Here is a 17,650-nt window from a genome sequence, read left to right as displayed (position 1 = left end):
TGCCGGGCGCGATCGGTGAGCGTTGAGGCCGGATCAGGTCAGATCGCGAAGACGATGCTTGAGGATCTTGCCCGTCGACGCTGCCGGTAACGCCGCCAGCACGCGCACTTCTGCCGGGCGCTTGTAAGGCGCGAGACGCGCACCACACCATTCGATCAACTCAGCCGGCGTTACCTTCGCACCGGCCGCGAGTTCGACGAACGCGACCACTTCCTCGTTGCCCTCGACCGCACGTCCGATGACAGCCGACTGCACGACCTCGGGATGCGCATTTAACGCGTGCTCGACCTCGGCCGGATAGACGTTGAAGCCCGAACGGATGATCAGTTCCTTGCTGCGTCCGACGATCGAAAGCGTGCCATCCGCTTCCTCGCGCGCCAGATCGCCGGTCTTGAGCCAGCCATCTTCAGTGACGGTCGCGCGGGTCTGTTCCGGGCTGCGGTAGTAGCCGAGCATCACGTTCGGCCCGCGCACCCACAGTTCGCCGATCTCGCCGCGCGCCACCCCGACGCCATCGAGCCCGACGAAACGCACCTCGACGCCCGGAATCACCTGTCCGACGGACACGTCGGCGCGCGGTGCGTCAAGCATCGTCTGCGATATGGTCGGGCTGCTTTCGGTCATGCCGTAGCCGTTGTGCAGCGCCACGCCGTAGACGCCTTCGACGCGCGCTTTCAGCGCGGCGTCGAGCGGCGAGCCGCCCGAATAGGCGAACCGCAGACGCGGCGCCGACCACGCGTGGCCATGCGTCTGCAGATGTTCGAGCAGCTTTGCGTGCATCGCGGGCACGCCCTGGAAGATGGACACGTTTTCTTCGGCAAGCGCGCGACGCACCGCTTCCGGCGAAAACCGCGACGCGAGCCGCAGCGTGGCGCCCGCGTGCAGGCTGCCGAGGCACACCGACGCAAGCCCGTACACGTGCGAAATGGGAAGCACGGCATACACGACGTCATCAGGACCGACGCGCCGCAGCGTGCTGGAAATCGTCGCGATGAACATCAGGTTGCGATGCGAGAGCATCACGCCTTTTGGCGTGCCCGTTGTGCCCGTCGTGTAGATCAGTGCGGCGCACTGCTTTTCGCTGGCGGATTCGGCGGGTTCGGCGCTCACGGTTGCATCGGCGAGCCACGACCACGCGCCGATATCGATTGCCGATGCGGGCGCCGGCTGCGCGCCGTGTCGCTGGGCATGTTCGCGCGCATCGGGCGAGGTTTCGACCGCGTACGCAATCACGCGCGGCGCTGCATGCGCACGGATCGCGTCGAGTTCCGCCGCGGAAAGCCGCGCGTTCGATACGAGCGCCCACGCATCGAGCTTCGCCGTCGCGAACAGCAGCACCACCTGCACGACGCTGTTTTCCGCGACAATCATCACGCGATCGCCCGCCCGCACGCCCATCTCGCGCAACTGTGCGGCGGTTTGATCCACTGCACCGACGAGTTGCTGGCGTGTGAGCTGACGCGCGTCTTCGATCAACGAGACGCGCTCTGGGTCGCGCGCGGCGGACAGCGCCGGAATATCGGCGATGCGCCGCGGCAACGCGGCAAGCAGCGCGGGGATATCGAATGCGTGGGCATGCGGGGCGGTGTCGGCCGTCACGGCTGTCTCCTGGATGCGTCGCGTGGCGGCGGCGGGATATTCTCGAACGATCGTGCCACATTCAACTGGCGCGCACAATTCAGGTTTGAGCAAATAGCTGTCGCGCGGCGACGCCATTACAATGCGCCGATGAGCAAATCCAGACACGTTTCCGAAACGCCCGCGACGCAGTTTCTGCGACGTCATGGCGTCGCGTTCGGCGAGCATCCCTACGATTATGTAGACCATGGCGGCACGGCGGAATCGGCGCGTCAACTGGGCGTCGACGAGCATCAGGTCGTCAAGACGCTCGTGATGGAAGACGAACACGCGAAACCGCTCATCGTGCTGATGCATGGTGACCGCACGGTATCGACGAAGAATCTCGCGCGGCAGATCGGCGCGAAGCGCGTCGAGCCATGCAAGCCGGAAGTTGCGAACCGCCATTCAGGGTATCTGATTGGCGGCACGTCGCCGTTCGGCACGAAGAAGGCGATGCCGGTGTACATCGAATCGTCGATTCTCGAACTCGACCAGATCTGGCTGAATGGCGGACGTCGCGGGTTTCTGGTCAGCATCGCGCCGAAGGTGGTGACGGATCTGCTGGCTGCCAGACCCGTGCAGTGCGCGAGTGTCGATTGATGGCAATACGCGGGCAACCTGATGGTAACGAGCGCCGGTGCGGGTTTCGCTGACGGCGTTCGGTAGAATATGCGCCTTCCTGTTTGTGCTGCATTGACGGCTTCGCTTTCGTAACCCCTTCGCCTTTCCGGCGCATTACAAAAAGAGTTCCCCAGCATGGAAAACCTGATCGTCGCCGCCGTGGCCTACCTGATCGGCTCGGTATCGTTCGCCGTGATCGTGAGCCACGCGATGGGGCTCGCCGACCCGCGCTCGTACGGCTCGAAGAATCCGGGCGCCACCAACGTGCTGCGCAGCGGCAACAAGCTCGCGGCGATCCTCACGCTGCTCGGCGACGCGTTCAAGGGCTGGCTCGCCGTGTGGCTCACCAGCCACTTCGGCCCGCGCTACGGCCTCGATGATCCTGCGATCGGGCTCGCGGCCATCGCCGTATTCCTCGGCCATCTGTATCCGGTGTTCTTCCGCTTCAAGGGCGGCAAGGGCGTGGCGACGGCAGCCGGCGTGCTGCTCGCGATTCACCCGGTGCTTGGCATCGCGACTGCGCTGACATGGCTCATCATCGCGTTCTTCTCCCGCTATTCGTCGCTGGCGGCGCTGGTGGCCGCGGTATTCGCGCCGTTGTTCGACGTGTTTCTGTTCGGTGCGAATATCGTCGCGCTGGCCGTGCTGGCGATGAGCGCGCTGCTGATCTGGCGTCACCGCGCGAACATCGCGAAACTGCTCGCCGGCCAGGAGAGCCGTATCGGTGAGAAGAAAAAGCGCAACGCGCCGCCCCCAGCGGGCAAGGCGCATTGAGCTTCAGGATGCGTCTTGATGCGCTGCCTTGCGTTCGGTTGCGTGACCGCTTGCTCAGTGGCGCCGCGGCGCGTCCGGCGGTTTAATCGCGGAAGTTGTTGAAGTCGAGCGGCGTATCGGTGACGTCCTTTCGCAACATCGCGATCGTGCTCTGTAGATCGTCGCGCTTGGTGCCTGTCACGCGTACCGCGTCGCCCTGAATGCTCGCCTGAACCTTGATCTTGCTGTCCTTCACGAGCTTGACGATCTTCTTCGCCAGATCGCCTGAGACGCCTTTCTTCACCGTGATGACCTGCTTGACCTTGTCGCCGCCGATCTTCTCGATCTTGCCGTAGTCGAGGAAACGCACGTCGACATTGCGCTTCGCCATCTTCGACAGCAGCACGTCCTTGGCCTGCGTGAGCTTGAAGTCGTCGTCGGCGTAGGCGGTGAGCTCGCGCTCCTTCTGCTCGACGCGGGCGTCCGAGCCCTTGAAGTCGAAGCGGGTGGAAATTTCCTTGTTGGACTGCTCGATCGCGTTCTTGACTTCGATCATGTTGGCTTCGCTGACAACGTCAAACGATGGCATTGCGTTCTCCCAATAGTGCTGCGAGGCGGACGCGACCGGCAGGCCGCGCGTGACGCACTCGCTATAATCACGAACCGGACGTCATTTTACCGACGCCGCTCCCATTTGCCCAAGGCTGTTGCGCGATAGTGCGCGGCGCGGTCCTGAAGATCCTGCCTGTCGGGTGACCTTATGCGACAGGCTTATGCAGCAAACTCTCCAGCAATCCTGATGCCTCACGCCGCTCCTGCTTCGTTCGTTTCGCATTTTTCGCTCAAGGCGCACAACACGTTTGGCTTCGACGTGGCGGCGCGCTATGCCTGCAGCATCGAGCAGGAGACGCAACTGGCGGATGCGGTAAACGATCCGCGCGTGGCAGGGTTGCGGCGGCTGGTGCTGGGCGGCGGCAGCAACGTCGTGCTGACGGGCGATTTCGACGGTCTCGTACTGCTGGTCGCGTTGCGCGGCCGGCGTCTCGCGCGCGAGGACGACGACGCATGGTACGTCGAAGCGGCGGCGGGTGAGAACTGGCATGAGTTCGTCGCGTGGACGCTCGCGCAGGGTTTCCCGGGGTTGGAGAACCTGGCGCTGATCCCTGGGACGGTCGGCGCGGCGCCGATCCAGAACATCGGCGCGTATGGCCTCGAAATGTGCGAGCGCTTCGCATCGCTGCGCGCGGTGGAGCTGGAGACGGGCGAAGTCGTCGAGCTTGAAGCCAGCGCGTGCCGCTTCGGTTACCGCGACAGCTTCTTCAAGCGGGAGGGGCGTGATCGCTTCGTGATCACGTCGGTGACGTTCCGTCTGCCGAAAGCGTGGGCGCCACGGGCCGGGTACGCGGATATTGCGCGTGAACTGGCGGCGCGCGGTCTGGGTGACGTTGCAGCGGATGCGCAGGCGATCTTCGCTGCAGTCGTCGCCGTGCGGCGCGCGAAGCTGCCCGATCCGATGATGCTCGGCAATGCGGGGAGTTTCTTCAAGAATCCGGTGATCGATGGCGCGCGGTTCGAGGCGTTGCAGCAGCGCGAGCCGGACGTCGTGTCTTATCGTCAGCCGGATGGCAGCGTGAAACTCGCGGCGGGCTGGCTGATCGACCAGTGCGGCTGGAAAGGGCGCGCGATCGGCGCGGCGGCTGTCCACGACAGGCAGGCGCTGGTGCTGGTGAATCGCGGCGGCGCGACCGGCGCGGACGTTCTTGCGCTCGCGCGGGCCATTCAGGCGGACGTGGTTGCGCGGTTTGGGGTGGAACTGGAGCCGGAGCCGGTTTGTTTGTAGCGCGAATGGCCGCTGGCCCGCTCGCGAGATGAGCGTCTGCGGCAGTTAGCGTCGCTTGCGCGAAGTCAACCACCGCAGAACGCCAGCATCAACCCCGCTTGCGACGCGCGTTCTCGGCGATGCGCATACGCAGCGCGTTCAGCTTGATGAAGCCGCCAGCGTCCGCCTGGTTGTAGGCGCCGCCGTCGTCATCGAACGTCGCGATGGTCTTGTCGAACAGCGTTTCCTTCGAATCGCGTGCCACCACCGACACGCTGCCCTTATAGAGCTTCACACGCGTCCAGCCGTTGACCTTTTCCTGCGTATGGTCGATCAGCACCTGGATCGCACGACGCTCCGGCGCCCACCAGTAGCCGTTGTAAATCAGCGAAGCGTAACGCGCCATCAGGTCGTCTTTCAGATGTGCGACTTCGCGATCCAGCGTGATCGACTCGATGCCACGGTGCGCCTTCAGCATGATCGTGCCACCCGGCGTTTCATAGCAGCCACGCGACTTCATGCCGACGTAACGGTTCTCGACCAGATCCAGACGGCCAATGCCGTGCTTGCCACCCAGGCGGTTCAGTTCGGTCAGCATTTCAGCCGGCGAAAGGCGCTTGCCATTCAGCGCGACCGGGTCGCCGTGTTCATATTCGATATCGAGGTACTCGGCCTCGTCCGGCGCTTCTTCCGGCGAGACCGTCCAGCGCCACATATCCGGTTCGGCTTCGGCCTTCGGATCTTCGAGGTGGCGGCCTTCGAACGAGATGTGCAGCAGATTCGCGTCCATCGAATAAGGCGCGCCGCCCTGCTTGTGCTTCATTTCGATCGGAATGCCGGCCTGTTCGGCGTACGCGAGCAGCTTTTCGCGCGACAGCAGATCCCATTCACGCCACGGCGCGATCACCTTGATGCCCGGTTCGAGCGCGTAGTAGCCGAGTTCGAAGCGAACCTGATCGTTGCCCTTGCCAGTCGCACCGTGCGAGACGGCCTGCGCACCGGTGGCGCGCGCGATCTCGATCTGGCGCTTTGCGATCAGCGGACGCGCGATCGACGTACCCAGCAAATATTCGCCTTCGTAAATCGTGTTCGCGCGGAACATCGGGAACACGTAATCGCGGACGAATTCTTCACGCAGATCTTCAATGAAGATGTTGTCCTGCTTGATGCCGAGTTGCAGGGCTTTCTTGCGCGCCGGTTCCAGCTCTTCGCCCTGGCCGATGTCGGCCGTGAACGTGACGACTTCGGCGTCGTAGTTGTCCTGCAACCATTTCAGGATGACGGAGGTGTCGAGGCCGCCCGAATAGGCGAGCACGACTTTCTTGATATCGCTCATGGTGAACTCGTAGCTGGAAAAATGCTGGAAGACAGGGCGCGCCGGCTGATCCGGGCACGTAAAAACGCTATTTTGACACTAAACCGCGGGCAGACCCGCGGTTTTGGGCCTGAACGCTCAGTGGTTGAGCTTACCGAGCAGCAGGAATTCCATCAGCGCCTTTTGCACATGCAGACGGTTTTCCGCTTCGTCCCACACGACGCTTTGTGGCCCGTCGATCACTTCGGCGCTCACTTCTTCGCCGCGATGCGCGGGCAGGCAATGCATGAACAGCGCGTCCGGATTCGCGCGCGCCATCATGTCGGCGTCGACGCACCAGTCAGCAAAGGCCTGCTTGCGCGCTTCGTTTTCGGCCTCGAAGCCCATGCTCGTCCACACATCGGTGGTGACGAGATCGGCGCCCGTGCAGGCTTCGTTCGGGTCGTCGAATTCCTGCCAGCTGGTCGCGCTTTCCGGCGCGACGAGCGCGTGATCGAGCTTGTAGCCGGGCGGCGTGGAGATGCGCAGTTTGAATCCGAGGATGTGGGCGGCTTCGATCCACGTGTAGAGCATGTTGTTCGCGTCACCGACCCACGCGACCGTCTTGTCGCGAATCGGCCCGCGGTGCTCGAAGTACGTGAAAATATCTGCCAGCACCTGGCACGGATGATATTCGTTCGTCAGACCATTGATGACCGGCACGCGCGAGTTATCGGCAAAGCGCTGGATGATGTCCTGGCCGAACGTACGGATCATGATGATGTCGACCATGCGCGAGATGACCTGCGCCGCGTCTTCGATCGGCTCGCCGCGGCCGAGCTGTGTATCGCGCGTGCTCATGAACACGGCGTGGCCACCGAGCTGGAAGATGCCCGCTTCGAACGACAGGCGCGTGCGCGTCGAGTTTTTCTCGAAGATCATCGCGAGCGTGCGGTCGTGCAGCGGGTGGTAAGTCTCGTAGTTCTTGAATTTGCGCTTCAGAATGCGGGCGCGCTCAAGCACGTACTCGTAGTCTTCGAGCGAGAAATCCTTGAACTGCAAATAATGACGAATTTTCTTGGCGGTCATGAAACAAATACGGCGGTCTCACCCGGCAGAATTGCCGGACGGCGCCGCCGTCGTTTGTGGTAACTCAATGCAGCATAAAGGATTTTGCCTGGTTTGACGAGTCGGCCGGATGGCCAGGCGCGCGCCTGACACAGGCCTGTCATGCCGCGCGCGGCATTGTTTGCGTGTGTGTCTCTGGCCCTGTGTGCAATGCGGAAAGACACCTGCTGCGCTATAATCTCAGGGTTTTCCCAAGCCCGGCAGGCATGCGCCGAGCTTTCGGGACACGGCTCGCGCGCGTGGAGCCATGCAGTTCCTGTGGCGTGCTGTGCTCACCGCCTGGCGGCGTGTTTCAGGGCGTCGCAGCGCGGTCTGCGCCCGTTGTTCCGGATCTTCCGGCAGCCTCATGAGTCCACGCAGGGTCCGCACAGGGCACGCACTTTCCAGGGCAGTCATACAGGTATCCCTACATGGCCGAAGCACCTCCAACCGAGTATTTCATTCAGGGCATCACGTCGAAAGGAAGGAAGTTCCGTCCGAGCGACTGGTCGGAACGGCTTGCCGGCGTCATGTCGTGTTTTGGTCCGGGCGCGAAAGGGCCGAACGCCCGTCTTCAATACTCGCTCTACGTACGCCCGACCTTGCTCGGCGATCTCAAGGTGGTCATTCTCGATTCGCGGCTGCGTGACATCGAGCCGATGGCTTTCGACTTCGTCATGAACTTCGCGAAAGATAACGATCTCGTCGTGACCGAGGCGTGTGAACTGCCCGCGAATCACGGCACGCAACAGAAGATCACAGAGAAGGCGTAACGGGCAGGACCTCAGGCCTCGCTGGCGCGGTGATACGAGACAGCAGCAGGCGCAGTGCCCGAGCGAACAAAAACCCGCAGGAGCGGGTTTTTTTGTGCCCGCGTCTGGTGAGAAAAACCGCGTGGGAACAGGCGGCATGCGGACGGCGCGCAAAAACAAAAAAGCCCGCCAAAGCGGGCTTTCATGACGCAGCGGAAACAGGAGGTAGCCCGCCGTAGCGGGCTGACCGGATTTACTGCGCTGCGGGCGCTTGCAGACCCTTGATGGCTGCAGCGAGGCGGCTCTTATGGCGAGCTGCCTTGTTCTTGTGAACGATTTTCTTGTCGGCGATGATGTCGATGGTCTTCGACGATGCCTTGAAGAGTTCGGCGGCCTTGGCCTGGTCGCCGGCGTCGATCGCCTTGCGGACTGCCTTGATCGCGGTGCGGAACTTCGAGCGCAGCGCCGAGTTGTGCGAGTTGGCCTTGGCGGCCTGGCGGGCGCGCTTGCGTGCTTGTGCGGTATTTGCCATGACGGTTCCTTATCCTGTTCCTGTTTCCAGAGCCCGCCCTTCAAGTGGGCCGGCGCTGCTTTGATCCGAACCTCTGAGAGCGATTGCCCAGAGGCGCAAAAGAGTTCGATTGGGTCTGACTTCGAAGCCGACTGAGAGGCAAAACGCCAGGCAAACGATACGCAAAAGCGTGCCTGATTCAGTCTGCCCTTCGTCTGCTTTTCGCCCGCTTTTCACCTGCCTACCGTCTGTTTCACTCTGCCTCTATACCTGCGAGGACGTGATCTGACGGCCGAGCGAGCCTCGAAACCGGCGATTATAGCAACAAAATCAGACACGTGGCAACGGAAATAGCCCGCCGGGCCCGATGCCGCGCAGTATGGGCGCTCTGGCGGGTGAACTGCGGTCGGGCGTGCAGGATCGCACAGGCAGGTCGCAACCGTGTCGGCGGCCCACTGCAACAAACCACGCATCCGACGAAAATTTCGCGAACGTCCATCGCCGGAAACGGTCCGACTCGCGTTCCGGCTCGTCCCGTCCGCCCGCTCACGCGAGCGGCACCCGTATAATAAGCGCCCCATGAATCTATTCCGAGCCCTGCTGACGGTCAGCGGATTCACGCTGCTGTCGCGCGTGACCGGCCTGGCCCGCGAGACGCTGATCGCCCGTGCGTTCGGTGCCAGCCAATACACCGACGCGTTCTACGTCGCCTTCCGTATCCCGAACCTGCTGCGCCGCATTTCCGCCGAAGGCGCGTTTTCGCAGGCCTTCGTGCCGATCCTTGCCGAGTTCAAGAACCAGCAGGGCCACGACGCCACCAAGGCGCTCGTCGACGCCACGTCGACGGTGCTCGCCTGGGCGCTCGTGGTGCTGTCGGCGCTGGGCATCGCGGGTGCGTCGTTCGTCGTCTTCGTCGTCGCATCCGGTCTGAGGGCGGACGGGCAGGCGTATCCGCTCGCCGTCGCGATGACGCGGATCATGTTCCCGTACATCATTTTCATCTCGCTGACGTCGCTCGCGTCGGCGGTGCTCAATACGTACAAGAACTTTTCGCTGCCCGCGTTCGCGCCGGTGCTGCTGAACGTCGCGTTCATCGTCGCGGCCGTGTTCGTCGCGCCGCACATGAAAACACCGGTCTATGCGCTCGCGTGGGCCGTGATCGCGGGCGGCGTGCTGCAGTTTGTCGTGCAGCTGCCGGGCCTGAAGAAGATCGACATGATGCCGCGCATCGGGCTGAACCCGGTCCGGGCGCTCAGGCATCGCGGCGTCAAGCGCGTGCTCGCGAAGATGGTACCGGCGATGTTCGCGGTCTCCGCGTCGCAGATCAGTCTCATCATCAACACGAACATCGCGTCGCATATCGGGCCGGGCGCGGTCTCGTGGATCAATTACGCCGACCGGCTGATGGAATTCCCGACCGCGCTCCTCGGCGTGGCGCTCGGCACGATCCTGCTGCCGAGCCTCTCGAAGGCGCACGTCGATGCGGACCCGCACGAATATTCGTCGCTGCTCGACTGGGGGCTGCGCGTCACGTTCCTGCTCGCCGCGCCGAGCGCGATCGCGCTGTTTTTCTTTGCCGAGCCGCTGACGGCCACGCTCTTCCACTACGGCAAGTTCGACGGCAATTCGGTCGTGATGGTCGGTCGCGCGCTGTCGGCGTATGGGGTCGGGTTGATCGGGCTGATTCTCATCAAGATCCTGGCGCCTGGTTTCTACGCAAAGCAGGACATCAAGACGCCGGTGAAAATCGCGGTTGGCGTGCTGATCATCACGCAGATGAGCAACTACGTGTTCGTGCCGATTTTTGCGCACGCGGGGCTCACGTTGAGTATCGGGCTGGGTTCGTGCGTGAACGCGGGGCTTCTGTTCGTGATGTTGCGCCGCCGCGGCATTTACATGCCGTCGAGCGGCTGGCCGCGTTTCTTCGTGCAGCTGCTCGGCGCGTGTCTCGTGATGGCGGGTGTCATGCACTGGTTCGCGATCAGCTTCGACTGGATCGGCATGCACGCTGAGCCGGTGCGGCGCATCGCGTTGCTGGCCGCGTGTCTCGTACTGTTCGCCGCGCTATATTTCGGTATGCTCTGGCTGATGGGGTTCAAGTACGCGTATTTCAGAAGGCGGGTGAAGTGATCACGACGACGCGGGTTCTCGACTATTTCAGCACGCTTGTAGCCGAAGACGACAGCCTGCCGCTCACCGAGGCGGCGCTATCGCTCGCTCAGGATGCCTACCCGGATCTTGATCTGACGGGCACGCTCGCCGAGATCGACGAACTGGTGCTGCGTCTGCGACGTCGCATGCCGGAAGATGCGGACCTCAAGCAGAAAGTCGGCATCCTGAACCGCTTTTTCTTCCGCGAACTGGGTTTCGCCAGCAATCTCAATGACTATTACGATCCCGACAACAGTCATCTGAATATGGTGTTGAGGCGTCGTCGCGGCATTCCGATTTCGCTGGCGGTGCTGTATCTGGAGATGGCGAGCCAGATCGACGTGCCGGTGCGCGGCGTGTCGTTCCCCGGGCACTTCCTGCTGCGCGTGACAATGCCAGATGGCGACGTGATGCTCGATCCGACCACCGGACATTCGCTGTCCGAATCGGAAATGGTGGAGATGCTGGAGCCTTATGTCGCGAAAGCCGGAGAATCGGTGGGGCGCGCGTTGCGCATGCTGCTGCAACCCGCCACGCGCCGCGAAATCATCGCGCGCATGCTGCGCAACCTGAAGAGCACGTATCTGCAGACGGAACGCTGGCAGCGGCTGCTTGCAGTGCAACAGCGTCTGGTGATCCTGCTGCCGGATAGCATCGAAGAGGTGCGTGATCGCGGCTTTGCTTATGCGCGACTCGATTACCTGCGCCCGGCGCTGGAAGATCTTGAACGTTATCTTGGCGATCGTCCGGATGCGGAGGATGCGACGGTTGTCGAATCGCAACTGCATGAGTTGCGGCAACGCACGCAGCATGACGATCGGGATTGAGTTCCTCCGGTTCGCCCGGTTCACACATTCCCACACGACATAACAAAACGCCTGCGACTCAAATCGCAGGCGTTCTTTTCTTCACGGCACGCGTCGCAATCCGATGCAACGCGACGCTCCGAAGGCGACGCAACGGATCGCGTCATCACGCAACGCACAGCCTCACGCCGATAAAACCCTACTTCGGCTGCATCCGGATCGCACCATCCAGCCGGATCACTTCGCCATTCAGCATCGGATTGTCGAGAATCTGTTTGACGAGCATCGCGTATTCCGCCGGTTTGCCGAGACGCGGCGGGAACGGCACCATTGCGCCGAGCGCGTCCTGCACCTCCTGCGGCATGCCGAGCAGCATCGGCGTCTCGAAGATACCCGGTGCAATCGTCATCACGCGGATCGCGTTGCGCGACAGATCGCGCGCAATGGGCAGCGTCATGCCGACGACGCCGCTCTTCGACGCCGCGTACGCCGCCTGACCAATCTGCCCGTCAAACGCAGCCACCGACGCCGTGTTGACGATCACGCCACGCTCGCCATTCGCGTTCGGCTCGTTCTTCGACATCGCCGCGGCGGCGAGGCGGATCATGTTGAAGGTGCCGATCAGGTTGATCGAGATGGTTTTGACGAAGGAATCGAGCGGATGCGGGCCGTCCTTGCCGACGGTCTTGATCGCCGGCGCGACCCCCGCGCAGTTGATCAGGCCGCGCAGGGTGCCGAGCTTCGTGGCGGCAGCGACTGCGTGCGTCGCGTCGTCTTCACGGCTGACGTCGCATTTCACGAACACGCCGTTTAGCTCGTTCGCGAGCGCGTTGCCGGCGTCCACGTTCAGGTCGGCGAGCACGACCTTGCCGCCGTTTTCAACGACGAGGCGTGCAGTGGCCGCGCCCAGACCCGATGCACCGCCGGTGATGAGAAATACGTTGTCGCGGATCTCCATGACTGCTCCTGTTGTATCGGTCGTCGACCGGTCGCGTTTCGATATTCAGTTGATCGATGATTGTAACGGCTGGAAATTCCGCCGCAACAACCCGGATGGGGTGGCTACGCCTGCTGGCATATCCAGAGGGGAAACAAAAAACCCGCCATGTCGGCGGGTTTTCTGGTGGCATTCGAATGTGCTTACTTCAGCGCATCGAACACACGTGCGCGGATTTCATCGACCAGACCCAGGCCCGAAATGCGGCGATATTGCGGCGCCTTCAGACCGTTTTCGTCGCCGCGGGCTGCCCAGTCGTTGTAGTACTGGATCAACGGCCTGGTTTGCGCGACGTACACGTCCAGACGCTTCTTGACGGTTTCTTCCTTGTCGTCGTCGCGCTGGATCAGCGGTTCGCCGGTGACGTCGTCAACGTTGTCGACTTTCGGCGGGTTGAACTTCACGTGATACGTGCGGCCCGACGCCGGATGCATGCGGCGGCCGCTCATGCGCACGATGATCTCGTCGAACGGCACATCGATTTCCAGCACGTAATCGATCGCGACGCCGGCCTGCTTCATCGCTTCAGCTTGCGGCAGCGTGCGCGGAAAACCGTCGAACAGATAACCGTTCGCGCAATCCGGCTCGCACAGACGTTCCTTCACGAGGTTGATGATGAGTTCGTCTGTGACGAGTTCGCCTGCATCCATGAAGCGCTTTGCTTCGAGGCCGAGCGGCGTGCCGGCCTTGACGGCCGCGCGCAGCATGTCACCCGTCGAAATCTGCGGGATGCCGAACTTTTCCTTGATGAAGTTTGCCTGGGTGCCCTTTCCCGCGCCGGGGGCGCCCAACAGGATCAAACGCATGGTGATATCTCCAGATCTATGTGAATTCTGTGGCGGCGCGAGGCAGACGGAATGTCGGCACAACTTCGCTCAGTGCGTTTCTGAAACCCGCGCGCAATGCAGCGGCGTACCTCGCGCAGCACGTCTTGAACGACGGCGCTGCAAGGCAGCCAGCGGCACAAACGGGGGAAACCCTGATGAAGAATGGCTCCGGGCGGCTCGCGCAACCGTTCGATTATGCCATGGGTTTTTACGCTCGCGACCCGAATAACGCCTGTACGCGAGCGAGATCAGCAGGGGTATCGACGCCTGGCAACGGCGCGTCCAGCGTGACGAGCACTGCAATGCGCTCGCCATGCCACATCGCGCGCAACTGTTCGAGCGCTTCGGCCTGTTCGATCGGCGAGAGCGTCAGCGTCGGATACGTGCGCAGGAATTTCGCGCGATAGGCATAGAGGCCGATGTGCCGGTAGACCGTCGCAGGCGCGGGTGGCGCGGGCATTGTCGCGACGTCGGGCCAGTGCGCCTGATACGCGTCGCGTGCCCACGGAATGGGTGCGCGCGAAAAGTAGAGCGCGACGCTCTTTGCGTCGAGCACGACCTTCACGACGTTCGGATTGAAGACTTCGGCGGGATCGGTGATCGGGTGCGCCGCGGTGGCGATCGCGCAGCCACTGCTGGCTGCAAGATGCGCTGCAACGCCGCGCACGAGTGCCGGGTCGATCAACGGTTCGTCGCCTTGTACGTTGACGACGATCGTGTCGTCGCTCCAGCCGAAATGCGCAGCGACTTCGGCAAGCCGGTCCGTGCCCGACGGATGGTCGGCACGCGTCAGTACCGCTTCGATGCCATGCGCGCGGGCGACGTCGAGCACCGATTGCGCGTCCGACGCAATCAACACCTGCTGTGCACCCGACTCGAGCGCACGCTCGGCCACGCGCACGACCATCGGCTTGCCGCCGATGTCCGCGAGCGGTTTATTCGGCAGACGCGTTGAGGCAAGCCGTGCCGGAACGACGGCAATGAACGGCTGGGCGGCAGGACGTGCGGATTGGGTCATCGGAAGGGCGGACAGCGGATGAGAACCGTGGACGCGCGTTCGATGTTCGATGAAGCTGCTGGCTCGACAGCGAACGCGCAAAGGCTAAAGCGAAGAAAGCGAAGCCCGGAGGCCCCGCAGGCGCACGAACGTTACGCGCCCGACGGCGGATTCAGCGGCTCGACCAGCGTGCCTTCGACAGTCTGACGCGCCTCGTCGACAAGCATCACCGGGATGCCGTCACGGATCGGGTAGGCCAGCTTGTCGGCATTGCAGATCAGTTCCTGCGCGGCGCGATCGTAGCTAAGCGGGCCCTTGCAGATCGGGCAGACGAGAATTTCAAGCAGGCGAGCGTCCACGGACTTTCTCCACGACTAAAGCGATAAGGCGGTGATCCAGCGCGGCTTCGACCGGGACAACCCAGATCCGCGCATCATGCCAGGACCCCAATTTTACCGCATCCTTTTCGGTTATCAGGATGGCGTCGGCCTCGACGTCGGCGAAAGGATTGGTGGTGTACGCGTAATGGTCGGGCAGCGCGCGGGTCGCGGGCGAAAGGCCGGCCGCGCGCAGCGTCGCGAAAAACCGTTCCGGCGCGCCGATGCCGGCGGCGGCCAGCACGCGTTCACCGGCGAACTGCGCGAGCGGACGGCGCAGCGCCGGCTGGTCGAGGTGCCATGCATCGCCCGGCGTGAGCGCGAGCGCGAACGTATTGGGCCACGGCGGCAGCGCGCGGTCGTACGGATTGTTGATCAGCGTCGCGTCACGCTGACGGGACAACGGCTCGCGCAACGGCCCGGCAGGCAGCAGGAAACCATTGCCGCCCAGCCGGTGATCGAAGACCACCAGTTCGACATTGCGCGCAAGCCGGTAGTGCTGCAGGCCGTCGTCGCTGACGATGATGTCGACATCGGTGTGCGCCGCGCACAGCGCCTCCGCTGCGGCGACCCGGTTGGGACAGACCCAGACCGGTGCGCCCGTGCGGCGCGCGATGAGGAGCGGCTCGTCGCCGGCCACATTCGCCGACGACGCCGGTGTAACCGCCGTCGGGCGCGAAATTTTCGCGCCGTAGCCGCGCGACACGATGCCTGGCGTGAAGCCTGCTGAACGCAGCGCGTCGACGAGCGCGATCACGGTCGGCGTCTTGCCCGTTCCGCCGACCGTGACGTTGCCGACCACCACGACGGGCACCGGCACGCGCACGCTCTTCATCCAGCCAAGCGCGAACGCGGCGCGGCGCGACGCGGCGATTGCGCCGAACAGACAGGCAAACGGCGTCAGCGCCCACGCGAGCGGGCCGCGGCGTTGCCATTCCTGCGCCAGACGCGCTTCGATCCGGGATTTCAGTCCGCTCATGATGGGAATGTCGGGACGGACAGCACGACGGGCGCGGAACAAAACCCACGACGTACACCCAGGGCGCGAAGTGCGTGCAGAAAGAGGAAGGCGCGGAGGACAGACAGGGCGGGCAGGGCAGGCAGCAACGCAGATTCTCCGGGCGGTGAATGGGCAACGGCAATCGGCCGGTCGAGCCGGACGCCGCACAGGGCGACGACGACCTGAAAGTGACGCGAAACCGGTCGGCGCCTGAGCGCTTCGGGAAGCCGGCACTCTAGCGCGCGGGCGGCGTGCGCCGCAAGTCGGCTAGCGCAAAACGTGCCCACGAAGATCGTCAAAACGGTGCATTCGTGCCTGTGGATAACTTTGTGGAGAACCTGCCTGCCGTTGCCCGCAAAGGGCCGCCTGGCTCGCTGCGCGTCGGCGTAGCTCACGCTTTTGGAAATGCAAAACCCATAAAAATCAAATACATACTACGAACTTACGGCCTTCCCGGCGATGCTAATCGGGTCGTCCGCACGATAGTGCGCCAATGTGGACACTTCCCATATTCTGCGCGGTGCGCTGGACGCGAATGGCCAGTCGGTCTATCGTCTGTCCTGCCTGTCAAAACCCATTCCTCGCATGAATTCCGAAAGTCCTTTTGCGTCGTCCGGCGAGCCCGGCGGCGAGGTCGTCGTACCGGTGTCGGCATTGAATCGTGCGATCGGCTCGATGCTCGAACGCTCGTTTCCGCTCGTCTGGGTGGCCGGCGAAGTGTCCAATTTCACGCGCGCGGCGAGCGGCCACTGGTATTTCTCGATCAAGGACGCGCAGGCGCAGATGCGCTGCGTGATGTTCCGCGGTCGCGCGCAGTACGCCGAATTCACGCCGCGCGAAGGCGATCGCATCGAGGTGCGCGCGCTGGTCACGATGTACGAGCCGCGCGGCGAACTGCAACTGAACGTCGAAGCGGTGCGTCGCACGGGCCAGGGCCGTCTTTACGAAGCGTTCCTGAAGCTGAAGGCGCAACTCGAAGCCGAAGGCCTGTTCGCGCCCGAACGCAAACGCGCGCTTCCGGTGCATCCGCGTGCGATCGGCATCGTCACGTCGCTACAGGCCGCCGCGTTGCGCGACGTGCTGACGACGCTCCAGCGTCGCGCGCCGCATATTCCGGTGATCATTTATCCGGCGCCGGTGCAGGGCGCGGGCGTCAGCGCGAAGCTCGCGGCGATGGTCGAGACGGCCAGCGCACGGCGCGAAATCGATGTGCTGATCGTGTGTCGCGGCGGCGGTTCGATTGAAGACCTGTGGGCGTTCAACGAAGAAGTGCTCGCACGCGCGATCGCTGAAAGTGCGGTGCCGGTGGTGAGCGGCGTGGGCCACGAAACCGACTTCACGATCGCCGACTTCGCCGCCGACGTGCGCGCGCCGACGCCGACCGGCGCCGCCGAACTCGTCAGCCCGCAACGCGTGCTGCTGCTGCGCGATCTCGATCATCGGCACGCCACGCTCGCACGTGGCTTCGGCCGCATGATGGAACGTCGCGCGCAACAACTCGACTGGCTCGCGCGCCGCCTCGTTTCGCCTGCCGAACGGCTCGCGCGACAGCGCACGCATCTGCATCAGCTTTCTGTAAGGCTGGCGTCGGCGGGTGCGCGTCCGGTTCGCGACGCGAGGGGGCGCTTCTCGTTGCTGCAGATGCGCTGGCAGCGCTGGCGTCCCGATCTCGTCGCGCATCACACGAAGGTAGATGCGCTCGCTGAACGGCTCGAGCGCGCGCAGCAACGTCTGCATGAGCGGCAGACGGCGCGCGTTGCGACACTCACCGCGCGCCTCGAAGTGTTGAGCCCGCAGCGCACGCTTGAGCGCGGCTATGCTGCGTTGCTCGATGCGCAGAACGGTCGTGCGTTGCGCGCGCCGTCAGCGCTGAAACCGGGCCGCCGTCTCACGGTTCATCTCGCCGAAGGCTCGGCCGATATCGCGCTTTCCGACGTGCAGCCGCGTCTCACTGAAGGCTTTTGATTCCGTACTTTTGACCTCGTCACACGGGTTGCACGAGCATCTTTTACGCTGCG

Annotated in this window: 17 protein-coding genes; 7 read left to right on the top strand and 10 right to left on the bottom strand. The window is 63.4% G+C overall.

Going from position 1 to position 17,650, the window contains the following annotated elements; all coding sequences use genetic code 11:
• Positions 1-33 precede the first annotated feature (33 nt).
• Positions 34-1,746: a class I adenylate-forming enzyme family protein gene (locus P3T21_RS04025; RefSeq protein ID WP_429254642.1), complete on the bottom strand. Its 1,713-nt coding sequence runs from the start codon at positions 1,744-1,746 to the stop codon at positions 34-36.
• Between P3T21_RS04025 and ybaK the strand changes: the two genes are divergently transcribed.
• Both ybaK and plsY read left to right on the top strand, forming a co-directional pair.
• Positions 1,729-2,220, top strand: coding sequence for a Cys-tRNA(Pro) deacylase (gene ybaK / locus P3T21_RS04020; protein ID WP_429254641.1), 492 nt, complete (start codon positions 1,729-1,731; stop codon positions 2,218-2,220). The two genes, P3T21_RS04025 and ybaK, sit on opposite strands and share 18 nt — an antisense overlap.
• 156 nt (positions 2,221-2,376) lie before the next feature.
• The gene (plsY, locus tag P3T21_RS04015) at positions 2,377-3,015 is read left to right on the top strand and encodes a glycerol-3-phosphate 1-O-acyltransferase PlsY (RefSeq protein WP_429254640.1); all 639 of its coding nucleotides are present in this window, start codon (positions 2,377-2,379) and stop codon (positions 3,013-3,015) included.
• 82 nt (positions 3,016-3,097) lie between these two features.
• Here plsY and P3T21_RS04010 read toward each other — a convergent pair whose 3' ends face one another.
• Positions 3,098-3,583, bottom strand: a complete 486-nt coding sequence (locus P3T21_RS04010) for a YajQ family cyclic di-GMP-binding protein (protein WP_429254639.1) — start codon at positions 3,581-3,583, stop codon at positions 3,098-3,100.
• Positions 3,584-3,793: 210 nt separating this feature from the next.
• On the opposite strand from P3T21_RS04010, the gene murB reads away from it, so the two are divergent.
• Positions 3,794-4,834 (top strand): UDP-N-acetylmuramate dehydrogenase, encoded by a 1,041-nt coding sequence (gene murB / locus P3T21_RS04005; RefSeq protein ID WP_429254638.1) that lies wholly within the window; start codon positions 3,794-3,796, stop codon positions 4,832-4,834.
• Positions 4,835-4,922: 88 nt separating this feature from the next.
• Here murB and P3T21_RS04000 read toward each other — a convergent pair whose 3' ends face one another.
• Both P3T21_RS04000 and argF read right to left on the bottom strand, forming a co-directional pair.
• The gene (locus P3T21_RS04000) at positions 4,923-6,149 is read right to left on the bottom strand and encodes an argininosuccinate synthase (protein ID WP_429254637.1); all 1,227 of its coding nucleotides are present in this window, start codon (positions 6,147-6,149) and stop codon (positions 4,923-4,925) included.
• A gap of 117 nt (positions 6,150-6,266) precedes the next feature.
• Positions 6,267-7,196 (bottom strand): ornithine carbamoyltransferase, encoded by a 930-nt coding sequence (gene argF, locus P3T21_RS03995; protein WP_429254636.1) that lies wholly within the window; start codon positions 7,194-7,196, stop codon positions 6,267-6,269.
• Positions 7,197-7,645: 449 nt separating this feature from the next.
• On the opposite strand from argF, the gene P3T21_RS03990 reads away from it, so the two are divergent.
• The gene (locus P3T21_RS03990; protein ID WP_429254635.1) at positions 7,646-7,987 is read left to right on the top strand and encodes a DUF3579 domain-containing protein; all 342 of its coding nucleotides are present in this window, start codon (positions 7,646-7,648) and stop codon (positions 7,985-7,987) included.
• A 232-nt stretch (positions 7,988-8,219) separates the two neighbouring features.
• On the opposite strand, the gene rpsT is transcribed toward P3T21_RS03990, so the two are convergent.
• Entirely contained in the window at positions 8,220-8,498 is a 279-nt protein-coding gene (rpsT, locus tag P3T21_RS03985; protein WP_090528310.1) for a 30S ribosomal protein S20, read from the bottom strand.
• Positions 8,499-9,056: 558 nt separating this feature from the next.
• Here rpsT and murJ point away from each other — a divergent pair.
• Together murJ and P3T21_RS03975 are read left to right on the top strand one after the other, a co-directional pair.
• Positions 9,057-10,607, top strand: coding sequence for a murein biosynthesis integral membrane protein MurJ (gene murJ, locus P3T21_RS03980; RefSeq protein ID WP_429254634.1), 1,551 nt, complete (start codon positions 9,057-9,059; stop codon positions 10,605-10,607).
• Complete coding sequence (locus P3T21_RS03975; RefSeq protein WP_429254633.1) at positions 10,604-11,455, top strand: SirB1 family protein; 852 nt, start codon at positions 10,604-10,606, stop codon at positions 11,453-11,455. Before murJ ends, P3T21_RS03975 begins: the two co-directional genes overlap by 4 nt.
• Positions 11,456-11,633: 178 nt before the next feature.
• Here P3T21_RS03975 and P3T21_RS03970 read toward each other — a convergent pair whose 3' ends face one another.
• The 5 genes from P3T21_RS03970 to lpxK form a co-directional block, all read right to left on the bottom strand.
• The gene (locus P3T21_RS03970; RefSeq protein WP_429254632.1) at positions 11,634-12,392 is read right to left on the bottom strand and encodes a 3-hydroxyacyl-CoA dehydrogenase; all 759 of its coding nucleotides are present in this window, start codon (positions 12,390-12,392) and stop codon (positions 11,634-11,636) included.
• Between the two features lie 182 nt (positions 12,393-12,574).
• Positions 12,575-13,237, bottom strand: coding sequence for an adenylate kinase (gene adk / locus P3T21_RS03965; protein ID WP_429254631.1), 663 nt, complete (start codon positions 13,235-13,237; stop codon positions 12,575-12,577).
• Positions 13,238-13,466: 229 nt separating this feature from the next.
• Positions 13,467-14,276 (bottom strand): 3-deoxy-manno-octulosonate cytidylyltransferase, encoded by an 810-nt coding sequence (kdsB, locus tag P3T21_RS03960; RefSeq protein ID WP_429254630.1) that lies wholly within the window; start codon positions 14,274-14,276, stop codon positions 13,467-13,469.
• Positions 14,277-14,407: 131 nt separating this feature from the next.
• A complete protein-coding gene (locus tag P3T21_RS03955; protein ID WP_429254629.1) occupies positions 14,408-14,614 on the bottom strand; it encodes a Trm112 family protein in 207 nt (68 codons plus the stop codon).
• The gene (gene lpxK, locus P3T21_RS03950; protein ID WP_429254628.1) at positions 14,595-15,611 is read right to left on the bottom strand and encodes a tetraacyldisaccharide 4'-kinase; all 1,017 of its coding nucleotides are present in this window, start codon (positions 15,609-15,611) and stop codon (positions 14,595-14,597) included. Before lpxK ends, P3T21_RS03955 begins: the two co-directional genes overlap by 20 nt.
• A 606-nt stretch (positions 15,612-16,217) precedes the next feature.
• Here lpxK and xseA point away from each other — a divergent pair.
• Complete coding sequence (xseA, locus tag P3T21_RS03945) at positions 16,218-17,597, top strand: exodeoxyribonuclease VII large subunit (protein ID WP_429255155.1); 1,380 nt, start codon at positions 16,218-16,220, stop codon at positions 17,595-17,597.
• The last annotated feature ends 53 nt before the right edge of the window (positions 17,598-17,650 follow it).

The sequence above is a fragment of the Paraburkholderia sp. GAS334 genome (assembly GCF_050436625.1).
In the GTDB taxonomy this organism is placed as follows: Bacteria; Pseudomonadota; Gammaproteobacteria; order Burkholderiales; family Burkholderiaceae; genus Paraburkholderia.
This window is presented reverse-complemented; position numbering and strand designations above follow the sequence as displayed.

Bases quoted from the DNA above. Each gene is read 5' to 3' on its own strand.
- kdsB (WP_429254630.1), bottom strand. From the start codon at position 14,276: ATGACCCAATCCGCACGTCCTGCCGCCCAGCCGTTCATTGCCGTCGTT.
- P3T21_RS03970 (WP_429254632.1), bottom strand. From the start codon at position 12,392: ATGGAGATCCGCGACAACGTATTTCTCATCACCGGCGGTGCATCGGGT.
- lpxK (WP_429254628.1), bottom strand. From the start codon at position 15,611: ATGAGCGGACTGAAATCCCGGATCGAAGCGCGTCTGGCGCAGGAATGG.
- P3T21_RS03990 (WP_429254635.1), top strand. From the start codon at position 7,646: ATGGCCGAAGCACCTCCAACCGAGTATTTCATTCAGGGCATCACGTCG.
- P3T21_RS04000 (WP_429254637.1), bottom strand. From the start codon at position 6,149: ATGAGCGATATCAAGAAAGTCGTGCTCGCCTATTCGGGCGGCCTCGAC.
- xseA (WP_429255155.1), top strand. From the start codon at position 16,218: ATGAATTCCGAAAGTCCTTTTGCGTCGTCCGGCGAGCCCGGCGGCGAG.
- murB (WP_429254638.1), top strand. From the start codon at position 3,794: ATGCCTCACGCCGCTCCTGCTTCGTTCGTTTCGCATTTTTCGCTCAAG.
- plsY (WP_429254640.1), top strand. From the start codon at position 2,377: ATGGAAAACCTGATCGTCGCCGCCGTGGCCTACCTGATCGGCTCGGTA.
- ybaK (WP_429254641.1), top strand. From the start codon at position 1,729: ATGAGCAAATCCAGACACGTTTCCGAAACGCCCGCGACGCAGTTTCTG.
- adk (WP_429254631.1), bottom strand. From the start codon at position 13,237: ATGCGTTTGATCCTGTTGGGCGCCCCCGGCGCGGGAAAGGGCACCCAG.
- rpsT (WP_090528310.1), bottom strand. From the start codon at position 8,498: ATGGCAAATACCGCACAAGCACGCAAGCGCGCCCGCCAGGCCGCCAAG.
- P3T21_RS04010 (WP_429254639.1), bottom strand. From the start codon at position 3,583: ATGCCATCGTTTGACGTTGTCAGCGAAGCCAACATGATCGAAGTCAAG.
- argF (WP_429254636.1), bottom strand. From the start codon at position 7,196: ATGACCGCCAAGAAAATTCGTCATTATTTGCAGTTCAAGGATTTCTCG.
- murJ (WP_429254634.1), top strand. From the start codon at position 9,057: ATGAATCTATTCCGAGCCCTGCTGACGGTCAGCGGATTCACGCTGCTG.